The organism is Marinobacter nitratireducens (genome assembly GCF_000708045.1).
GTDB lineage: Bacteria > Pseudomonadota > Gammaproteobacteria > Pseudomonadales > Oleiphilaceae > Marinobacter > Marinobacter nitratireducens.
In genome coordinates this window covers 146,017-160,986 of sequence record NZ_ANIE01000007.1, presented here as the reverse complement: position 1 = coordinate 160,986, position 14,970 = coordinate 146,017, and the positions used below count along the sequence as shown (strand labels likewise).

Genomic DNA, 14,970 nt, shown 5'->3' with positions numbered 1-14,970 from the left:
ATGTTTGGATTTAAATCGGGAAAATCGGAAGGTTGGGAACTCAAATCACCTACAAACGGGATAATGGATGCGGTGTGTCATTCATGGCTAGGCTTTACCGAGTTTCTGAATTCCTACCTTTTCGAGTACACGGGATACGTTTTCCGTGGCCACTCATCTGTCGACTGGGAGCTCCTGCCTCTCTTAGATCGGATTTTGGAAAGCACTGAGAGCTGGCCTGATCCCACTGATGATGATGTTCGCGCTCAACACCTAGAGAGGTTTAAGTTCTCTATTCGCGGCCGGCGAGGTGCAAACCCGCCTTTGCTTCAGAATGAAGATGATTGGTGGGCTCTTGGCCAGCATTATGGCTTGGCAACCCCTTTGTTAGATTGGACGTTTTCCCCTTACGTGGCTGCTTTTTTCGCTTTCGAAGGTGCCAACAAGGTTGACTCCGAATACTGCGCAATCTACGCGCTTCACCAGGACTCGGTTATGGCAAAGTCTGACGAGCTTGCTGAGTCCGGGGAAGGCGATCATGTTCTCAGGTTTGTAAACCCTCTCACAGATGACAACGCGAGGTTGATAAGTCAGCAAGGACTCTTCACCAGGTGCTTGGATGGGGAGTGCGTTATCGATTGGGTTTATGGAAACTTTCAAGAGAGAGGCAACGAGGGAGGGGCTGTTCTTCTCCGTATTCTGGTTCCTTCGAATGAGTATGATATAGCACTAAAAAACTTGAATAGAATGAATATCAACCATCTTTCTTTGTTTCCTGATTTGCACGGTTCGTCAATGCATGCAAACACTATTCTCTGGGTTGAGGACTATTGATAACGTTGACGTCTGGTTGACACTCATGCTAGGTGAAATAGTTTGCGCGAAAAAAAGCCCCTGAAATCAGGGGCTTTCTCTTGGTTGTTTGGTGGAGACGGCGGGAATTGAACCCGCGTCCGCCAGTACTCTGCCTTGAGGTCTACATGTTTAGCATCCTTCTATTCGTTTAACCTCAAACGACCCGAAGGTCAGGGTGTAAGAGGCGATCTCTTTAAATCTTAGCCGTTAAACAGTGAGATCTGATTAACGGAGCATCCTGTTAGCGATGACGTCCCGGGATGTTGCTACTAGGTTACAGGCATCCTAGCCGGGACGACTGGAACGGCTTACGCCGCCAGTGCGTAGTTTTCGTCGTTTGCGACTATTAAATTGCAGCTTTCGATTAACGAGATTGGCTGCCATCTCGACATGCACCCAAGGGTTCGCCACCAGCGTCGAAGCCAAGTCGTCCCCTTGCATAGTTAGTATATGGGTGCGCATTCCCGGACTTCAAGACATCTTTGTGTAACTTTTGTAGTTTCGGTCCGGTAGTTGTACCTACACCGCCTGGCGCCCCGGTGGCTGGCCGGTTGGGCCCTGTCGTCCGGCCAGCGCGGCGTGGCTCAGGGCCTGGAAGCTTTCCCGGAAGTGTTTCATCACCGCATCCGGCTTGGCCTGGATGGCCTTGTCCACGGTGATCCCAAACTGCACGGTGCCAGCGTAGCTGAAGATGCTCATGCCAATGCCGATGGTGCCACTCTGGGGGACCCAGAACATCGGTTGCGTGATCTTGCTGCCGGCCAGGTAGAGGGCGTCTTTCGGACCGGGTACGTTGGTCAGCACGGCGGAGGCCTTGTGGCTGAGCAGGCCCAGTGCCCGCCGTTCCAGTATATCGGGGCCTCGTCCGAACAAATCAAGCAGGCTGTAGGTGACCTGGGCCTGATACGAGCGCTTTATCCGGTTCATGTTTTCCTGCACCTGGCGGAAGCACATCACGGGGTCCGCCACTTCAACCGGCAGGGTCACCAGAACCAGGCCGAACTCGTTACCCAGAGTGTCGATAGGTTGGTCCAGGGGGCGCAGGTTGAAAGGCACGGCGACCCGAATGCCGCAATCCGGAATGGCTTCTTTATTGGCCTTGAACAGGCGGTGAATGGCACCGGTGGCCGCACACAGCAGTGCATCATTCACTGTTCCGCCAAGGGCTTTTGCGCAGGCTTTTACTTCCGCCAGGTCAAGCGGTTCGGCCCAAGCCACCTGTTTGCGGCCACTCAGGGGGTGTCTCAATCCGGTCTCCGGCTCGAAACGTGCCAGACCGAGCTTGAGCAGATCCATGGCGATGTCGCCGGCAGTGGAGGCGAGTTTGATCGGGTAGTTGGGCTGCTCTCGCACCGACTTCACAAACAGGCTGGTCTGATCGACGGCGGTGTGGATGTTGTCTACCGCCCGGTGCAGGGTATTCTGCAGGAACGAGCGTTCACCGGGCACGGAAGCCGGTTGATTGGCCGCGACTTTGGTCAGTCTGGGTTCCGGGGTCTTGTCGGCCAGAGCCAGCATGACCCGCACCAGGGAAATGCCATCGGCAATGCAGTGGTGAATCCTCACCAGCAGGGCGGCACCGCCCTCGTAGTTGTCGATGTAGTGCATTTGCCAGAGAGGGCGGCGGAAATCCAGGGAGGTGCTGTTGAGATCGCCCACGAGTTGCTGGAGCGCGGCTTTATCGGCTTTACCGGGCAGGGCGATCTGATGCAGGTGGTTGTCCAGATCAAACAGCGGGTCGTCCTGCCAGAAGGCTTTGTCGCCATGCTCGACGATGCGCTGGCGGAAGCGTCGGAACCGCAGAAAACGCTCTTCCAGCAGCCGTTTCAGCCGGTTGATGGAAACCTGCTTCTCGAGGGCGAGTATGCCCGATATCATCATCGGGTTCTCAGGGGTGTCCATTTTGAGCCAGGCCCGATCTACGGAGGTCATGGGCGTCTGGTTGGGTGACATAAGCTCTCTCCTTGCCCTGCACCGGGACTACCGAGTATAGGCATCATGCCATTATGGGCAAAGAGAGTGAGTATGCGACATATTATTTGGTGCCGCTTTTGACCCGGATCAGTAAAGAGGAGGTTGAGTCAGAGGCGTCAGACGTTGTTCTCGCGCATGATCCGCTGCTTCTGACGGTTCCAGTCACGCTCTTTCTCGGTCGCCCGTTTGTCGAACTGCTTCTTGCCTTTCACCAGCGCGATCTCGCACTTCACCTTGTTCTTCTTCCAGTAAAGCGCCAGCGGAATGCAGGTGTGGCCGGTCTGGTTAACCTTGCCGACGATCTTGGCGATTTCTTTGGCGTGCAGGAGCAGCTTGCGGGTCCGGGTCGGGTCCGCGATGACGTGGGTGGATGCCGTGCTCAGGGGGGTGATGTGAGCGCCGAGGAGCCAGGCCTCGCCATCCTTGAGTAACACGTAGGCATCGACGAGCTGAGCTTTTCCTGCGCGCAGGGATTTGACTTCCCAGCCAAGCAGGGAGAGGCCCGCCTCGAAGCGTTCCTCAATGTGGTATTCGTGTTTCGCCTTTTTATTGAGGGCGATGGTGCTGCTCGGAGTTCCGGGCTTTTTCTTGCTCATGTATCTCTAAATCCGGGGTAGACCAGTAGATGGATAATGCCGGGTGGTCGATGTCCGGCAAAACGACCATTGTAGCGCAGGAGTGCCAGACCGGTCACGAAATAGGCGGGTTACCGGTTTGTAGGTCGTGCCATTCGCTGCTGTTCGGCTACAATGTTGGCCCACATGATCCTGGGGGCATGAATGCCAACGCCGTATCAGACTCCGATCGGGTCCTTCACACGCAAATCAACATTTTTCTGGGCGGCCGTCGGTGCGACGGTCGGCCTCGCCAATCTGTGGCAGTTCCCGTATCTCGCAAGTTTGCACGGCGGTGGGCTGTTTGTCCTTATTTACCTGGCCTGCGTGCTGGTGGTCACCCTTCCTTTGATGGTGACGGAGGCCTCGTTTGGCCGTTACGCCCGCCATGGCATCGTGCTGGCCATGGACGGGTTTGTTCGCAGCGCCCAGGTGTCCCGACTGTGGATGCTGGCGGGTCGGCTGAGCATTCTGGCGGCGTTTCTGGTGCTCTCTTTTACCGCGGTCTTCGGGGCCATTGCGTTGGCTTACATGTTCTATGGTGCCATGGGCTATTTCGCGGATGCGGATGCCTCGGGGGCTACGGGCATTCTCACCGATCTGGTGTCGGACCCCCGGAACTACCGGGTCTTCATGGGGTGGCATGCGGCCTTTCTGATTCTGGTGGCCTGGGTTTCCATTCAGGGTGTGGTGAAGGGCGTTGAGCGCACCTTGCGGGTTGTGGTGCCGGGGACCTTATTGCTGATGATAGCGCTGTTCAGTTTAGCCGCCTGGCAGGGGAAGATGGACGGTTCGGTTAGTCAGATACTGGAGATGCACCCGGACGACGTCAGTATTGAAAGTGTGAAGGCAGCGTTGTTTCACGCCTTCTTTACTCTGGGCCTTGGGATGGGTGTGTGGTCTATCTTTGGCGCCTATACCGCACCGAATACACGGCTCAAACGATCGATTCTGGCCGCCGTGCTGATGGATACCCTCGTGGCCATGATGGCGGGGATGATGATTTTCTCGGTGGCCGCCGGCGATGTCAGTCTGGATGGAGAGCGTGGTTTCAGTCTGCTGTTTGTTTCATTGCCGGTGGCGCTGGCGCAGTTGCCGGGCAGCCAGTTTGTGATTGCAGCTGTGTTCCTCCTGGTGGTGCTGATTGTCTGGACGACATCCATCTGCTTGCTGGAGCCGGTTGTCGGCTGGTTTCGTGAGTGGACGGGGTCACCCAGGGGCTGGTCGGCGTTACTGATTGGGCTGGGAGCCTGGTTTGTTGGGCTGGCGTCATTGCTGTCGTTCAATGTGTGGTCTCAGGAGCGGCTGGCGGGCGCGACCATCTTCCGCTGGCTCGAGTTGATTACTGGAGGCCTTCTGATACCCATTGTTGCGGTGTTGATCTGTGTTTTCACCGGCTGGTGCCTGACCCGCAGTTTCTCTCACCGAATTCTCGGCAAGACGCCGGCGTTGTTTGCGGCTATCTGGTACTGGGTGATGCGCCTGGTTTTGCCGGTGGTGGTGGCCTACATCGGCATTCTCTATACCTCCTTCTCTTTGAATAGCTTGTGCATTGACGGCAACAGCGCGATGTGGTGCCAGAAGCCCGAGCCGGTCGTGGCCCAACCTGGCACGGATGAGGCTGAAGGGGCTGCCGACACCGGGGAGGACGGTCCAGGGCCTGATGAGAATGAAACAGGAGGGTCTGCGGTCATCGATGTTGTGCCTGGCGAAACCCCGGCAGCTGAGGAAATCGAGGAGACCGGAGAGGTGGACGAAGGCGTCGAAGGCAGGGAAAATGCCCCAAAAGAGGATGATATCCTTTATCATAGCGTCTAGTTCAAAGCCGTCTTCGTTTTGAAGTCGTATATCTCGTTAAGTATTTGGCAGGTTAGTTCCTCTCGATGGCTCATCAGATAGACAAATCCGCGCTTGTGATGCACTCCGCGGAGCGCATGTTTCACCTGGTCAACGACGTGGCCCGGTACCCCGAATTTTTGCCCTGGTGTGCGAGCACGGAGGTGCACGAGCTGGGTGGGGACCAGATCACCGCATCTATGGAAATTGCCAAGGGCGGCATCCGGCATACGCTGACCACCCGGAACCAGCTGCTGATGCCCGAGGCCATCGAGATGAGTCTGGTGGACGGCCCGTTTCAGAACCTGACCGGGCGCTGGCATTTCAAGTCGCTGGATGAGAATGCCTGCAAGGTCATTCTGACCCTGGAATTCGAGTTCTCCGGCAAGCTCTCACGGATGGCTTTCGGCTCGGTCTTCAGCCAGGCTGCCAACACCATGGTGGATGCATTCTGCCGAAGAGCTGACGACCTGTATCGAGGAGGTGCCTGATGATTTCTGTGGAAGTGGCGTACGCGAGGCCGGACAAACAGGAAATCGTATCCTTTCAGGTGCCGCGGGGGACCAAAGCACTGGAGGCGGTAAAACTGTCAGGGATTACCGGGATTTTTCCGGAGGTGGACCCGGATAGTATCGATATGGGCATCTTCGGCAAGGTGATCAAAGCCCCTGCTGATCACGAACTGCGGGACGGGGACCGGGTGGAGCTGTATCGCCCGCTCAAGATCGATCCCAAACAGGCGCGCTTGAACCGGGCGAAAAAGAAAGCCTGAGCTTTGTCTCAGTAGGCGGGCGTTTCTTCCAGAAGCTGGGCTTCATAGTGAGAGAAGCGATCGTCATCATAGTAAACAACAATGCGTTGTTCCTTGATGTCTCCTCCCCGCCGTTGGAAAGTGTACACATAGTATTCCCGTGAAGGATCAACCGGGTTCAGCATCAGTGGCGATCCCATGACCGCATGAACCTGGCTACGGGGCATACCTTCGGTCAATGCCGTAAGCTCCTCGTCTGTGACAATGCTGCCTTGCTGGACGTTTATCTTGTAAACGCCCGGGAAGATGCAGCCGGACATAACGAGAGTGAGAATCAGAGCTGTGAGCTTTTGCATCGCCGGGGGAAATCCTCTATCTTGAATTCGCCTGCCTGGGGCAGGTGTGACACGGGGTATCCGTTAAAATGGCGGCTTCATCATACCGGAAGCCGTAAGGCACACCAAAGAGTGAATAGTAACATGTCATCTGAAAACGCCGAATTAAGAAAAGTCGGGCTCAAGGTCACACTGCCACGCGTCAAGATCTTCAACATTCTGGAGAATGCAGACGAGCATCACCTGAGTGCTGAAGATGTCTACAAGAAGCTCCTGGATCAGGGAGATGATGTGGGTCTGGCGACGGTTTACCGGGTACTGACCCAGTTTGAAGCAGCGGGCCTGGTGCTGCGTCACAACTTTGAAGGCGGTCATGCCGTGTTCGAAATGGCGGGTGATGATCACCACGACCACATGGTTTGCACCCAGACCGGCGAAGTCATCGAATTCGTGGATGAGGTGATCGAAGAGCGTCAGAAGAAGATCGCCGAGGAGCGTGGTTACGAGATTGTCGACCACAGCCTCATTCTATACGTGAAGCCCGCCAAGTCCTGATCGTAGGATGAAAAAAGGGCGGGGATTAACCCGCCCAACAGCTCTCAGGATCGAGAGGGGTAGGGATTTGTGGCGATTTAGTGATGGGTCGCCTGCCCCTTGGAAAACATCTCCCGTGCGTGCGCAATTGTGTGATCTGTCATGTCCACGCCGCCCAGCATTCTTGCCACTTCGCTGATTCTTCCCTGGTCGTCCAGTGTTTCAATTTTCGAGAAGGTTGCGTCCTGTTCGGTAAACTTGCTGACAAACAGGTGTTGGTGGGACTGTGCTGCCACCTGTGGCAAGTGAGTGACGCAAAGAACCTGCCCATTCCCACCCAGGGTCCGGAGCAGGCGACCGACAACCTCAGCAGTGCCGCCGCCAATGCCCACGTCCACCTCATCAAACACCAGAGTCGGTGTCGTGGAGGTCTGCGCGACAACCACCTGGATGGCCAGACTGATGCGTGACAGCTCGCCGCCGGAGGCCACTTTGGCCAGCGAGCGCGCCGGCTGTCCCGGGTTAGCGCTTACCAGGAATTCAACGTCTTCCATGCCGTGAGGAGCGGGTTCGTCATTGTCGTTACGGTTCAGGTGGCTCACAAACTGAACCGATGGCATGCTCAGCTGCGCCAGTTCGCCGGCAATCCGGTGGTCCAGTTCGATAGCGGCCTTTTCTCTCACGCCGGACAGCTCGCTGGCGAGCTTGTCAAAATCGCCGCGCTGCTTGTCCAGCTCAGCCTCCAGTTGTTCCAGGCTGCCTTCACCGCCATCGAGTTCTGCCAGTTCGGTGCTCAGGCGCTGGTGCAGTTCCGGCAGTTCCTCGGGTAGCACCCGATGCTTACGGGCCAGCTGGAAAATGGCGCTCAGGCGCTCTTCCACCTCGGCCAGTCTGGCAGGGTCGGCTTCGTAATCCTCCACAAAACGGCGGAGATTGTCGCCAGCCTCGCTGATCTGGATCTGTGCTTCATTGAGCATCTGGATGGTGTCTGCCAGTGCCGGTACCTCGATGGGAAGTTGCTCCAGCTGTTGCAGCGCCTGGCGAACGAGATCCGCTGCGCTGGTTTCTTCTTCTGTACAAAGCAAGGCGGCCTGATGGCTGCTGTGAAGAACGGTATCCGCCTGACTCAGTTGCTCCTGTTCCTGCTCAAGATCGGCCTGCTCGCCTTCGCTCAGGGCCAGTCGATCCAGCTCTTCCACCTGATAGCGCAGCAGCTGCAGTCGGGCTTCTGCCTCATCGGCATTCTGCTGGCGTTCGTCCAGACGTTGGCGGGTGGTGTTCCACGCTTTCCAGGCGTCGCGGGTTTGAGCGGCCAGTTGCTCGGCCCCGGCGAATTCATCCAGCAGTTTGCGGTGAGTCTCCTTGCGCAGGAGAGATTGATGTTGGTGCTGGCTATGAATGTCCATCAGCAGGCCGCCCAGATCTTTCAGGTGGGCAAGCGGGCATGGCTGTCCGTTGATGTAGGCACGGGAGCGACCGTCTTTGCTGATGACGCGGCGAAGGATGCAGTCCTTGTCGTCATCAAGTTCGTGCTGCTCGAGCCACTGGAGCGCTTCCGGGATGCTGGAGACGTCAAAGGACGCGGTGATGCCCGCACGTTTGGCGCCGTGGCGCACTGCGCCGGCATCTGCTCTCCCGCCCATGGCCAGTCCCAGTGCGTCCAGTACGATGGATTTGCCGGCACCGGTTTCACCGGTGAGCGCGGTCATGCCTTTGCTGAACTGGAGTTCGACTCGTTCGGCAATGGCGTAATTGGAGACTGTAAGCTGGGTAAGCATAGAGATGACCCTCCGCGTTCCTTGAATACTGTTCGTTCATACAGTGACTGTGAATATATACAGGGTTTTTGCTGTTTGCAAATGCACAATCACGAAATTCTTCAGGTTTGCAGTCGTTGGTGGTTGAAACCTGGCAGACGGGCCCCATATCGGTTCGCATCTACAGTTTTCCGGCATGCTTCGGCCGGAAGCCACGTTTAATTGGTCGGCAACGCGCCGGCAGCTAGATATATCCAGCAGGAGTAGTCATGAGCACTGACGAAAATCGCAACGAACAGTTTGAGGAAGAGCTGAAGGATGCCGTTGAGGCGGCTGCCGAAGGCGCAGAGCCTGGCGAAGGTGAGGCCAATGAAAGTGGGGGCTCTGAGCTGGAGGCTCTCCAGGCTCAGGTGAAGGAGGCTCAGGATCAGGTGCTGCGCTCCCAGGCTGAGATGCAGAATGTTCGTCGCCGGGCCGAGATGGATGTCGAGAAAGCGCACAAGTTTGCGGTTGAGAAGTTCGTCAAGGAGCTCCTGCCTGTCGCGGACAGTCTCGAAAAAGCGGTTGAAAGCACCGAGGGTCATGAAGAATCCGGAGAGCTGGTTGCCTCTATCCGTGAAGGCGTCGAGATGACGTTGAATCTCTTCATGTCGAGCCTGAAGAAATTCAATGTGGAGCAAATTAATCCGGTTGGTGAGCCGTTTGATCCGCAGCACCATGAAGCCATGTCAATGGTGCCGGCTCCGGATGCGGAGCCGAACAGCGTCGTGGCAGTAGTGCAGAAGGGTTATCTGTTGAATGGTCGTGTGGTCCGTCCGGCGATGGTGGTCGTGGCCAAGGCCGATGATGCACCAAAAATCGATGAGCAGGCTTGAAAAGCCGATTAAAGCGCCAATATAGCCATTAAATGGCGAAAGCCGGGGCAGAATCTCCGGGAAAGCATTCAGAAGATTTGGAGTGATTCAATGAGCAAGATTATCGGTATTGACCTGGGAACCACAAACTCCTGTGTTGCCCTGATGGATGGCGACAAGGTTAAGGTTATTGAAAACGCAGAAGGCGATCGCACCACGCCTTCCATCATCGCGTACACAGAAGACGGTGAAACGCTGGTTGGCCAGTCTGCAAAGCGTCAGGCGGTTACCAACCCGGCAAACACCCTCTACGCGATCAAGCGTCTGATCGGTCGTCGGTTTGAAGACGACGTGGTTCAGAAAGACATCAAGATGGTTCCTTACACCATTGCCAAGGCAGATAACGGCGACGCCTGGGTTGAGGTGAAAGGCCAGAAGATGGCGCCGCCTCAGGTTTCTGCAGAAGTTCTGAAGAAGATGAAGAAGACTGCGGAAGATTACCTGGGTGAGAAGGTGACTGAAGCGGTTATCACCGTTCCGGCCTACTTTAACGACAGCCAGCGTCAGGCGACCAAGGATGCCGGTCGAATTGCCGGTCTGGAAGTGAAGCGGATCATCAACGAGCCGACCGCAGCAGCCCTGGCCTACGGCCTCGACAAGCAGAGCGGCGACCGTACCGTGGCTGTATACGACCTGGGTGGTGGTACCTTCGACTTGTCCATCATCGAGATTGCAGACGTTGATGGCGAGCATCAGTTCGAAGTGCTGGCAACCAACGGCGACACCTTCCTGGGTGGTGAAGATTTCGACCTGAAGGTTATCGAATACCTGGCAGACCAGTTCAAGAAAGACAGTGGCATCGACCTGCGTGGCGACTCCCTGGCCATGCAGCGTCTGAAAGAAGCTGGTGAGAAGGCCAAGATCGAGCTGTCCAGCAGCCAGCAGACCGACGTTAATCTGCCGTACATCACCGCCGATGCGTCCGGTCCCAAGCACATGAACGTCAAACTGACCCGTGCCAAGCTGGAATCTCTGGTTGAAGACCTGGTTCAGCGTAGCCTCGAGCCGTGCAAAGTGGCTCTGCAGGATGCTGGCATGAGCGCGAGTGAAATCGACGAAGTTATCCTGGTTGGTGGTCAGACTCGTATGCCGCTGGTGCAGGAGAAGGTGAAAGAGTTCTTCGGCAAAGAAGCGCGCAAGGACGTAAACCCGGACGAAGCCGTGGCCATGGGTGCTGCGATCCAGGCTGCGGTCCTGTCTGGTGATGTGAAGGACGTTCTGCTGCTGGACGTTACTCCGCTGACCCTGGGTATCGAAACCATGGGTGGCGTGGCAACTCCGCTGATCGAGAAGAACACCACCATCCCGACCAAGAAGTCCCAGACTTTCTCAACTGCGGATGACAACCAGACGGCCGTGACCATTCACGTGGTTCAGGGTGAGCGCAAGCAGGCGACGCAGAACAAGTCCCTGGGTCGTTTCGACCTGGCCGACATTCCGCCGGCTCCGCGTGGCGTGCCGCAGATCGAAGTCACCTTCGATATCGACGCTAACGGTATCCTGAACGTGTCCGCGAAGGACAAGGCGACTGGCAAAGAGCAGTCCATCGTCATCAAGGCCTCTTCTGGTCTGAACGATGATGAAATCGAGAAGATGGTTCAGGACGCCGAGGCCAACGCCGAGGAAGATCGCAAGTTCGAGGAGCTGGTGCAGGCCCGTAACCAAGGCGACGCCATGGTTCACGCTGTACGCAAGACTCTGACCGATGCCGGTGACAAGGTGACCGACAGCGAGAAAGAGTCGATCGAAGCGGCCATCAAGGATCTGGAGCAGGCCCTGGAAGGTTCCGACAAAGAAGACATCGAAGCCAAGACCCAGAAGCTGACCGAAGTATCCTCCGAGCTGGCTCAGAAGATGTACGCCGAGCACGGTGATCAGGCTCAGCAGGCTGGCGGCCAGGAAGATGCCCAGGCCCAGCAGGCTGACGATGCTGTCGACGCTGAGTTCGAAGAAGTCAAAGACGACGACAAGCGGTAATTCTGAAGTACATCAGGCAGTTGGAAAACGCGGGGAATCTCCCCGCGTTTTCCGTGTATAAAAAGCAGGGTTTTTAAAGCATGGCCAAGCGCGATTATTACGAAGTTCTCGGGATCTCCCGGGACGCGGACGAGAAGGAAATCAAGCGAGCGTATCGAAAGCTTGCGATGAAGTATCACCCCGACCGTAACCCGGACGACACTGAAGCCGAGAACAAGTTCAAAGAGGCCAGCGAAGCCTACGAAGTACTTGCGGATCAGTCCAAGCGAGCCGCTTACGACCAGTTCGGCCATGCCGGTGTTGATGGTCAGGCCGGTGGTGGTGGCTTCGGAGGCGGCGGTGCCAGCTTCTCCGATATCTTTGGTGATGTGTTCGGCGACATTTTCGGCGGTGGTGGCGGTCGAGGTCGCAACACCCGTGGTGCTGACCTTCGCTACACCCTTGAGCTGGATCTGGAAGAGGCGGTGAAAGGCAAGACCGTCCAGATCAAGGTGCCGGGCCACAAAGAGTGCGATTCCTGTGATGGCAGTGGCGCCGAAAAAGGCTCCAGCGCTGAGACCTGCGGTACCTGTAAGGGTATGGGGCAGGTGCGTATGCAGCAGGGATTCTTCACGGTCCAGCAGGCGTGCCCGACATGCCGTGGCTCCGGCCAGGTAATCAAGAACCCCTGTAAAGTCTGTCATGGTCAGGGGCGTGTTCAGGAAGAGAAGACGCTGTCGGTCAAGGTGCCGCCGGGCGTTGATACCGGTGATCGTATTCGCCTGTCAGGTGAAGGCGAGATGGGCGTTGATGGTGGGCCTCCCGGAGATCTGTATGTGCAGATTGCTGTTCGCGAGCATTCCATCTTTACCCGTGATGGCCGCAACCTCTACTGTGAAGTGCCGATCAGCATCGTCGATGCTTCCCTGGGGGGCGAGCTGGAAGTACCGACCCTGGATGGCCGCGTGAAGTTGAAGATCCCGGCCGAAACCCAGACCGGAAAGCTGTTCCGCCTTCGCAACAAGGGTGTTGCTCCGGTTCGGGGTGGCGCTGCGGGTGACTTGCTGTGCCGCGTCATTGTTGAAACGCCGGTCAATCTGACCAAGCGCCAGAAAGAGCTGCTGGATGAGTTTCAGCAAACTCTCGGTGGCAGCAACGGTACCCATCACGCGCCTAAAAAGACGTCCTGGTTCGAGGGAGTAAAAAGCTTCTTCGATGAAATGAAATTCTGATCGGTTGTAAAAGGAATCCGACCATGAGGGTAGCAATCATTGGCGCCGCCGGGCGTATGGGCAAGGTCCTGATTGAAGCGGTCGATGGTACCGAAGGGCTGGAGCTTGGCGCGGCGATTGTCGAGCCGGACAGCAGTCTCATTGGTGCTGACGCAGGAGAAATGACCGGCATCGGTAAAACCGGCGTGAAGATGGCCGGGAGTCTGGAGGATGTGAAAAGCGATTTTGACGTACTCGTCGACTTCACCTTTCCTGACCTGACCCTGGAGAATGCCGCGTTCTGCAATGCCAACGGCAAGATGCTCATCATTGGCACGACCGGTATGACCGAGGCCGAGAAAGAGCAGTTGGCCTTGAATGCGGATGCCATACCCGTGGTCTTTGCGCCGAATATGAGTGTTGGTGTTAATGTCGTCCTCAACCTGCTGCGCACGGCGGCTGCGACCCTGGGTGACGACTACGACGTGGAAATCATTGAGGCGCACCATCGCCATAAGAAAGATGCGCCCTCAGGCACCGCGCTGCGCATGGGCGAGGTCGTTGCCGACGCGCTCGGTCGCGATCTGAAGGAGTGTGCTGTCTATGGGCGTGAAGGCTTTACCGGCGAGCGTACCCGTAAGGAAATCGGTTTCGAAACCATTCGCGCTGGCGATGTTGTGGGTGATCACACGGTGCTTTTTGCCACTGAAGGCGAGCGTATCGAAGTCACTCACAAGGCAAGCAGCCGGATGACCTTCGCGAAAGGTGCGATGCGGGCAGCGCTGTGGCTGAGTGACAAGCCGGCAGGTTTGTACGATATGCAGGATGTCTTGGGTTTGAAGGGCTAATTGCCGTGGACAAAAACTGCCATATTTCCTACAATAAGGCGGTTTAACTGCACCAAGCGTAGCTTTGATAACGCCCAGGGAACGCAAATCGTTCCCGGACAACAAAAAAGCGGGACGGAGTACTGACTCCCTCTCGCTTTTTTGCGACCTGAATTTGCGCTTGCGTTCCTGTTCGTGACGAACCGATACGCCACTCGATGAGGATACAAGCCTTGAGCACACCTGCAATCCTTGCACTCGCAGACGGAAGCCTGTTCTACGGCACCGCCATTGGCGCTGACGGAGAAACCAGTGGTGAGGTGGTGTTTAACACCGCCATGACCGGGTACCAGGAAATTCTGACCGACCCGTCCTACTCCCGCCAGATCGTAACCCTGACCTATCCTCACATCGGCAACACCGGTGTTAACAAGGAGGATGTGGAGTCCGATCGCGTTCAGGCTGCTGGCCTGATTATCCGGGACCTGCCGCTGCTGGCCAGCAGCTGGCGCAACGAACAAACCCTGGATGACTACCTGCGAAGCAACAACATCGTTGGCATCGCTGACATCGATACTCGTCGCCTGACCCGCATTCTTCGTGACAAGGGCTCGCAGAATGGTGCCATCGTTGCAGGCGAAGGCGCTACGGCAGAGCAGGCTCTCGAGCTGGCGAAAGCCTTCCCCGGCCTCAAGGGAATGGATCTGGCCAAAGAAGTCACCTGTGACAACGGGTACAAATGGAGTCAGTCCGAGTGGAGTCTTGATAGTGGCTACGGCGATCGCAACGAAAGCCGCTTCAAAGTGGTGGCTTGGGATTACGGCGTTAAATACAACATTTTGCGCATGCTGGCGGCCCGCGGTTGCGACATCACGGTCGTACCAGCTCAGACGCCAGCCTCAGACGTGCTGGCGATGAACCCGGACGGTATCTTTCTGTCCAACGGCCCGGGCGACCCCGAGCCCTGTGACTACGCCATCGCCGCGATTCGCGAAGTGCTGGAAACGGAAATCCCGGTCTTTGGTATCTGTCTTGGTCATCAGTTGCTCGCGCTCGCCAGCGGTGCGGGCACCATGAAAATGGGGCATGGCCACCACGGTGCCAACCACCCCGTACAGGATCTGGCCGATGGTACCGTCATGATCACCAGCCAGAACCACGGTTTCGCCGTGGACGAGTCCACGCTGCCAGCCAACGTCGAGGCCACCCACAAATCCCTGTTTGATGGCACGCTGCAGGGTATTCGCCGGACCGATAAGCCGGCGTACAGCTTCCAGGGGCACCCGGAAGCGAGCCCGGGTCCTCATGACGTGGCGCCTTTGTTTGACGAGTTTATCCGGTTGATGGAAAAGCGAACTGCCTGAGGGCAGTTCGCCGTGGATAGCTCATACGCGCCGCGTTTTGCGCTGCAAGAATTCAAAAGTTGC

The 14,970-nt window shown here is 56.8% G+C and carries 14 protein-coding genes and 1 other RNA gene; 10 read left to right on the top strand and 5 right to left on the bottom strand.

From position 1 onward, the window contains the following. Window positions 1-813: an FRG domain-containing protein gene (locus D777_RS11895; RefSeq protein WP_081849540.1), complete on the top strand. Its 813-nt coding sequence runs from the start codon at window positions 1-3 to the stop codon at window positions 811-813. Between the two features lie 89 nt (window positions 814-902). Here the strand turns inward: D777_RS11895 and ssrA are convergent. From ssrA to smpB, 3 genes are all read right to left on the bottom strand, one after another. Next, window positions 903-1,269: a transfer-messenger RNA gene (ssrA, locus tag D777_RS17750) on the bottom strand. 84 nt (window positions 1,270-1,353) lie between these two features. Further along, window positions 1,354-2,787, bottom strand: a complete 1,434-nt coding sequence (locus D777_RS11890) for a wax ester/triacylglycerol synthase family O-acyltransferase (protein ID WP_051669078.1) — start codon at window positions 2,785-2,787, stop codon at window positions 1,354-1,356. A 137-nt stretch (window positions 2,788-2,924) separates the two neighbouring features. Continuing rightward, the gene (gene smpB, locus D777_RS11885; RefSeq protein ID WP_036132406.1) at window positions 2,925-3,404 is read right to left on the bottom strand and encodes an SsrA-binding protein SmpB; all 480 of its coding nucleotides are present in this window, start codon (window positions 3,402-3,404) and stop codon (window positions 2,925-2,927) included. Window positions 3,405-3,587: 183 nt separating this feature from the next. Between smpB and D777_RS11880 the strand changes: the two genes are divergently transcribed. From D777_RS11880 to D777_RS11870, 3 genes are all read left to right on the top strand, one after another. Continuing rightward, window positions 3,588-5,240 (top strand): sodium-dependent transporter, encoded by a 1,653-nt coding sequence (locus tag D777_RS11880; RefSeq protein ID WP_036132403.1) that lies wholly within the window; start codon window positions 3,588-3,590, stop codon window positions 5,238-5,240. A 65-nt stretch (window positions 5,241-5,305) separates the two neighbouring features. Further along, window positions 5,306-5,749 carry a type II toxin-antitoxin system RatA family toxin gene (locus tag D777_RS11875; protein WP_036132402.1) on the top strand — a complete coding sequence of 148 codons (444 nt, stop codon included), beginning with the start codon at window positions 5,306-5,308 and terminating at the stop codon, window positions 5,747-5,749. Beyond that, on the top strand, window positions 5,749-6,030 hold the full coding sequence (locus D777_RS11870; RefSeq protein WP_201443370.1) for an RnfH family protein: 282 nt from the start codon (window positions 5,749-5,751) through the stop codon (window positions 6,028-6,030). Before D777_RS11875 ends, D777_RS11870 begins: the two co-directional genes overlap by 1 nt. A gap of 8 nt (window positions 6,031-6,038) precedes the next feature. Here the strand turns inward: D777_RS11870 and D777_RS11865 are convergent, their stop codons facing one another. After that, complete coding sequence (locus D777_RS11865) at window positions 6,039-6,365, bottom strand: outer membrane protein assembly factor BamE (protein WP_036132398.1); 327 nt, start codon at window positions 6,363-6,365, stop codon at window positions 6,039-6,041. A gap of 123 nt (window positions 6,366-6,488) precedes the next feature. Here D777_RS11865 and fur point away from each other — a divergent pair, with 123 nt between their 5' ends. Beyond that, window positions 6,489-6,899, top strand: coding sequence for a ferric iron uptake transcriptional regulator (gene fur / locus D777_RS11860; RefSeq protein ID WP_036132396.1), 411 nt, complete (start codon window positions 6,489-6,491; stop codon window positions 6,897-6,899). A 77-nt stretch (window positions 6,900-6,976) separates the two neighbouring features. Here fur and recN read toward each other — a convergent pair whose 3' ends face one another. Next, window positions 6,977-8,656, bottom strand: a complete 1,680-nt coding sequence (gene recN, locus D777_RS11855; protein WP_036132394.1) for a DNA repair protein RecN — start codon at window positions 8,654-8,656, stop codon at window positions 6,977-6,979. 248 nt (window positions 8,657-8,904) lie between these two features. On the opposite strand from recN, the gene grpE reads away from it, so the two are divergent. From grpE to carA, 5 genes are all read left to right on the top strand, one after another. Then, the gene (gene grpE, locus D777_RS11850; protein ID WP_036132391.1) at window positions 8,905-9,510 is read left to right on the top strand and encodes a nucleotide exchange factor GrpE; all 606 of its coding nucleotides are present in this window, start codon (window positions 8,905-8,907) and stop codon (window positions 9,508-9,510) included. A gap of 90 nt (window positions 9,511-9,600) precedes the next feature. Further along, window positions 9,601-11,526, top strand: coding sequence for a molecular chaperone DnaK (dnaK, locus tag D777_RS11845; protein WP_036132388.1), 1,926 nt, complete (start codon window positions 9,601-9,603; stop codon window positions 11,524-11,526). A gap of 80 nt (window positions 11,527-11,606) precedes the next feature. Beyond that, the gene (dnaJ, locus tag D777_RS11840; protein ID WP_036132386.1) at window positions 11,607-12,737 is read left to right on the top strand and encodes a molecular chaperone DnaJ; all 1,131 of its coding nucleotides are present in this window, start codon (window positions 11,607-11,609) and stop codon (window positions 12,735-12,737) included. 23 nt (window positions 12,738-12,760) lie between these two features. After that, on the top strand, window positions 12,761-13,564 hold the full coding sequence (gene dapB, locus D777_RS11835; protein ID WP_036132383.1) for a 4-hydroxy-tetrahydrodipicolinate reductase: 804 nt from the start codon (window positions 12,761-12,763) through the stop codon (window positions 13,562-13,564). A gap of 212 nt (window positions 13,565-13,776) precedes the next feature. Then, on the top strand, window positions 13,777-14,907 hold the full coding sequence (gene carA, locus D777_RS11830) for a glutamine-hydrolyzing carbamoyl-phosphate synthase small subunit (RefSeq protein ID WP_201443369.1): 1,131 nt from the start codon (window positions 13,777-13,779) through the stop codon (window positions 14,905-14,907). Window positions 14,908-14,970 lie beyond the last annotated feature (63 nt).